Source organism: Nitrosophilus sp. (assembly GCF_982775275.1).
The window spans coordinates 1-1306 of record NZ_CEXZHP010000303.1; the positions used below are offsets into that span (position 1 = coordinate 1).

Below are 1306 nucleotides of genomic sequence, written 5' to 3' on the forward strand. Positions count from 1 at the left end.
GACAGTAGATGTGATGAAAAGCATTTGCCAAAATTCTAAAATCGATTATGTGGCACTTGCAACGAGTGACAGTGATTTTACCCCTTTGGTGATTGAGATAAAGTCGCAAGGTATAGAGGTGATAGGATTTGGTGAAGCAAAAACCAAAAATGTTTTACAAAAAGCGTGTAGTGAGTTTATAGAACTTGGTGTCAAACACGCAACCACAAAGCTTTCACAAGATAAAAAACTTATCAACATTTTAAAAAATGCCATCCGCCATAAAAAAGGGGATGATGATTTTGCGTATGTTTCAGAGGTTGGAACCTATCTAAAAAATCAAAACTCTACAAGTGCTAAAAATTACGGCTACAAAACATGGGGAGAGATATTTAAAGAGTTTGAAGAGTTTTTTGAGATTCAGATGCTTGAGAAAAATGGCAAACGAAGCATTATGATGGTGCGTATCAAGTAGATGAGCAGAGCAAAAGGAGATGTTGCCGAAGCGCGGGCTGTTGCGTTTTTGCGTGAGAGAGGTTTTTTGATTGTTACGCAGAATTTTTACAGTCGTTTTGGGGAGCTAGATATCATCGCTTCAAAAGGGGGTGTGTTGCATTTTATTGAGGTAAAAAGCGGTGAGGATTATGAACGCTCCATCCAAAATATTACCCCCTCTAAACTCTCCAAGCTGATTAAAACAGCACAAATTTATATGAAGAAAAACGCTTACGTGGGGGATTATGTTTTTGATGCTGTGATAGTGACTTCTGAAGATGTGGAGATGCTTGAAAATATAACACTCTAATCCTCTTTGCTGAGATCTGCTTCATCTAAAACAGTAAAAAATCCCGCAGGTTCCAAAACACCAAAAGTTCCAAATAAAATTTTTCCGTTTTGATCTAAAAAATAGTGCCTCGGAGCGCCAAATTTTTCAAATTTATCGGGTATGGTATGTCTGTCACGTGAGAGGTAGATAGTAACGTATTCTTTGTTGAGACGCTGCATCACTTCAGGTTTTGAGAGTGTTTTCTCCTTAAACATTTTACAAAAATGGCATCTGTCTGCACCTATAAAAAGGTAGATATTTTTATGCTCCTTTTGGGCAAGTTGCACACCTTTTTCATAGTTGTGTATCCAAGAATCTGTTTCGTATCCAAAGAGTGTATTGAGTACTATTATGAGTAAAAAGAACGTTTTCATAACCATATTGTATAAGATTATTGTTAAGATGATATAATTTTTACAGAAAAAAAGATTGTTAGGAAGTAAAGATGCAAGATGCAAAGATATTTTTTGGCTCACAAGAAGCTGCAAAAGAGGCGTGGAG

General features: G+C 36.5%; 3 protein-coding genes. 2 read left to right on the forward strand and 1 reads right to left on the reverse strand.

The window, feature by feature from the left end; genetic code table 11:
* The coding region (locus AC30RD_RS09475; protein ID WP_489494299.1) for an NYN domain-containing protein at window positions 1–454 on the forward strand (454 nt) is incomplete at its 5' end.
* The gene (locus tag AC30RD_RS09480; RefSeq protein WP_489494301.1) at window positions 455–784 is read left to right on the forward strand and encodes a YraN family protein; all 330 of its coding nucleotides are present in this window, start codon (window positions 455–457) and stop codon (window positions 782–784) included.
* Here the strand turns inward: AC30RD_RS09480 and AC30RD_RS09485 are convergent.
* A partial coding sequence (locus AC30RD_RS09485; protein ID WP_489494302.1) for a thioredoxin family protein occupies window positions 781–1306 on the reverse strand: 526 nt, incomplete at its 5' end. The genes AC30RD_RS09480 and AC30RD_RS09485 overlap by 4 nt on opposite strands.